Source organism: Rhodopirellula sp. JB055 (assembly GCF_043100905.1).
In the GTDB taxonomy this organism is placed as follows: domain Bacteria; phylum Planctomycetota; class Planctomycetia; order Pirellulales; family Pirellulaceae; genus Rhodopirellula.
On record NZ_JBICHO010000342.1, the window covers coordinates 1 to 3811 of the forward strand.

General features: G+C 57.0%; 4 protein-coding genes. 2 read left to right on the forward strand and 2 right to left on the reverse strand.

Features of this window, described 5'->3' with window-relative positions:
• Window positions 1-194: 194 nt before the first annotated feature.
• Both ACF8AM_RS13530 and ACF8AM_RS13535 read right to left on the reverse strand, forming a co-directional pair.
• Complete coding sequence (locus ACF8AM_RS13530; RefSeq protein ID WP_392556138.1) at window positions 195-335, reverse strand: hypothetical protein; 141 nt, start codon at window positions 333-335, stop codon at window positions 195-197.
• 264 nt (window positions 336-599) lie between these two features.
• Window positions 600-1172, reverse strand: coding sequence for an OsmC-related (seleno)protein (locus ACF8AM_RS13535; protein ID WP_392556139.1), 573 nt, complete (start codon window positions 1170-1172; stop codon window positions 600-602).
• A 326-nt stretch (window positions 1173-1498) separates the two neighbouring features.
• On the opposite strand from ACF8AM_RS13535, the gene ACF8AM_RS13540 reads away from it, so the two are divergent.
• Window positions 1499-2176: a response regulator transcription factor gene (locus tag ACF8AM_RS13540; protein ID WP_392556140.1), complete on the forward strand. Its 678-nt coding sequence runs from the start codon at window positions 1499-1501 to the stop codon at window positions 2174-2176.
• A partial coding sequence (locus tag ACF8AM_RS13545; protein ID WP_392556141.1) for an ATP-binding protein occupies window positions 2173-3811 on the forward strand: 1639 nt, incomplete at its 3' end. The genes ACF8AM_RS13540 and ACF8AM_RS13545, both read left to right, overlap by 4 nt.

The window sequence follows — 3811 nt, forward strand, 5'->3', positions numbered from 1 at the left end:
ACGCCGTTTTTCAGCGTGTTTTCACATGACGCACCTCTCCCGAAACGAAGTTTTGGGGGCACGATATACGAGGTCAATCAGGTCAAGCCCCGCCTGTCCAACACTGCAGCCCGACGACTGATTCCGACCATCCATCCACGACCGAGTCAATCATCCGATCCCACATTCTCAAACGCACCCCACGTCAAAACGTTTTACTGCTTGCGCCGGGTCGCTGAACGGTTGGCTGCTTTCTTGGCACGCTCGCTTGCCTTTTCAAGGCGTTCTTTTTCGGCGCGGATTTCGGCTGGGGTTCGAGTGATGATGGGATCGTTGCGGTTGATCAGCGCGAGCATGTCCACCACCAATTCATGGCGACTCAGGTAGTAGCATCGTTGCGTGTTCGTCAATTTGACGCTTGGGCTGAGATGTAGGCTTCCAGCCTGTGAAGGATCAAACACAAGCTGGAAGCCTATGCCACGGTGAAGTTCAGCAGTTTGTAGATCGAAGGTCTCTCGGCGTCGCACAATGCGGGGGCATACCTTGGAGGCATCGCTTCAGGGACGCATCACGAATAGACAGGCCGTTGGCCATGAAGCCAGACGCTGCAACTTTAGTACTCAGGCAGGACCGAGGTCTTGGCCGTTGAATTTGGTTTGGATTGTGGAGGGCACGGGATGTTTGATCGACTGGTGGATGAAGCAACTGTTCTCGCCGACTTCGATCATCTTGCGAATCGTTTCTTCGGATTCGTTGGATTCGATGTCCAGGTGAGTGACGACTTCGACCCCTTGCCCAGTCAGGGTGCCTTGGATCACGGAGCCTTCCATTGCGAATCGGGTTTCCTGCGACAGCTTCATGCTGGTGATGTCGAGCTTCTTGATGCTGGCGTAGCGAGAGAGTTGGGTTAGCAAACAGAACGCGATGCTGGCGCTGTAGTACGCCAGTGGCGGTGGCGCGGAATCGTCGCCATTCAAGTACGGGCCTTCGTCGCAGATGATTTCGAACGTGCTGCCACGCGGTTGTTCGACGCGAACGGTGGCTCGCTTCTTCATGTTGTCGAGCGATTCGGCTTCCAGTCGCAACACAACCTCCCGCTTCTGCACGGGAGCGAGGCTGGATCCATGCTCCAGGGGATCGGAAGACTCTTCGACTTTGCGAACGATCGGCATTGGAGATGGGTCGGAGGCCATGAGGGAACTCGGTTGGGGGGCGGAGTGCGGGGAAAGTTTCTTGGATTGTAGGAGAGTGAAAAGAGAAACTAGATCCACGATTTGAACGCTTGACCGATTCGACCGGACTTTCGAACCTGGTCCACCAGCCTTGGTAATCGCCATCATTAGGGGAAACTAATGGTTGGCTAATGGACCGGGGGCTGGGATGGACGATCTTAGGTGGTTGGGCTGTGATGAGTGGGACTTGGATTGGGATCTTGCTGGACTTGCAAGGGGTTGATCGAGGTTGCTTTCGTTTTGGTGGCTTCTGTGGAGGCCGGTTTGGCTGGGGGATTTGAGTATTCATGCAACGACTACTGGTGATTGAAGATCAATTGAAACTGCGGCGGAATCTGCAGCAGTTGCTGGAGAAGGAGGGCTACGAAGTGGTGACCTCGGGAACGGGCGAGGATGGGTACTACCATGCCACGACGGAACACTTCGATGGCGTGGTGCTGGATCTGTCGCTACCGGGGCGGGATGGACTTCAGGTCTTGGAGGATCTTCGAAAGCATGGTTCGAACGTGCCGGTGATGATATTGACGGCTCGCGATTCGGTGGACGATCGTGTCGACGGGCTCGACGGTGGGGCGGACGACTATTTGGTCAAACCGTTCGCACATGCGGAGTTGTTGGCTCGCATTCGGGCGTTGTTACGTCGGGGGCGTGGAGGTGCGGTGACGATGCTGCGAGCCGAGGACGTCGAAATCGACGTGATCTTGCGGCGTGTCACTCGCGGTGGGAGCGAGATCGAACTGAGTCAGCGCGAATATGAATTGCTGGAGTACTTGTTGCGTCACAAGAACACGAATGTGACCCGCGAAATGCTTTCGCGGGATGTTTGGAAGGAACCCGGTGGCGTGATGACTAACGCGATTGAGGTGTGCGTGAACGGTTTGCGCAAGAAGATTGAAGCGGACGATGCGACTCCGTTGATTCGGACTGTTCGCGGCGTTGGCTATTCCGTCAGGGATCGATCATGAGTGGAATCAGCATTCGTTGGCGGATTGCTGTTTGGAACACGGCCGCTTTTGCCGTCGTGTTGCTTGGGTTCGGGTTGTTGGTCTATTCGCTGTTGCGGCAAATGCACTTCGACCAAGTCGATGCTGGTCTGCTCGCTCGCAGTGAAAGGGTTTTGGCGGATACAAAGGTCAGTGGTGATCCAGAGAAAAGGTTTGCGTTTTGGGTCCGGCGGTTTGGCAAGCATGTCGAAATTTCAGGCGTTGTGTTGGACGCCAGCGGCGGAGTGGTGGCTCAGGCTGATTCACTGAAGGAGTTGCCGCCGAACGAGCTGAATGTGGCGTCGACGTCCCGGCCTCAGTTCGATTCGTTGGTGGTTCCGGAGTTCGGCCACGCACGGCGAGTGCGAGTGGAAGTGCCGACGCAGAAGGGGCCTTATTCGCTGATGTTGTTGGCGGAAATGGAGCATGTGGACGAGGAACTCGATGGCGTGTTGAAGGTATTGTTGCTGACCATTCCGGTGACCTTGTTCGTGGCCGCGGCGCTTTCGTACTTGCTCGCTTGCAAAGCTTTGGCACCAGTGGAACAGTTGAGTTGTTTGAGCAACGAGATCACGGCGGAACGGTTGGACCGGCGGCTTCCGATTCCCAATGCCAAGGATGAACTTGGGCACTTGGCGAGAACAATCAATTCCATGATCGCTCGATTGGAAAGTTCTTTTGATGAGGTCCGCCGGTTCACTGGCGATGCGTCGCATGAATTGCGGACACCGATCACGATCATTCGCAGCGAAGCGGAAATGGGGATTGATGTGGCCGACGATCCCACGGAAGCACGCAAACGTTTCCAAAGCATTTTGGAAGAATCCAGTCGTCTCACGTCGGCGACCAGCCAATTGCTAACTTTGTCTCGTAACGACGCGGGAGTTGGCAGGAGCGTGGAAGAAGAGGTTGATTTGGAGGAACTGTTGCTAGAGGTTGCGGGTTCCATGCGACCGCGAGCGATAGCGAAACGCCAGGAGTTGCGGACGCAATTCGAGGATGGTTTGACGTTGCAATCGGATCCAGAACGTTTGCGCCAGGTGTTCCACAACTTGCTCGACAACGCGATCAAGTACACGCCGGAGGAAGGATGTGTGGAGATGCGTTCGTTCTCGAACTCCGATGAGATCACCGTCGAAGTCCGTGACAACGGAGTCGGCATCGGTGAAGAGCATCGTTCGCGAGTCTTTGATCGTTTCTACCGAATCAACATTGCATCTGAAGTGGAGCAGGACGGCGTGGGTCTGGGGTTGAGCATCGTGGAAAGCAATGTCGATTTGTTAGGCGACGCCGCCGACCTCTGCCATGGTGGAGGGATGAGCCGCTCCGTCACCGTGCGCGCCCCCGGCAAGGTCAACCTGCAGCTGTCGGTGGGTCCGGTCGAGCCCGACGGCTATCACCCCCTGGCGACCGTGTTCCAGGCCGTCGACCTGTTCGAGACCGTCACGGCCACCCCTCGCGAGGACGATGCGATCCGCCTGACGGTCGCGGCGGCGCCCGGCGCGCAGGTCGAGCTGGGAGGGGTGCCGCTCGACGCCACCAACATCGCGGCGCAGGCGGCCCTCGCGCTGCAGCGCGAGTTCGGCGTCACCGACGGCGGGGACCTGGACAGCTCCA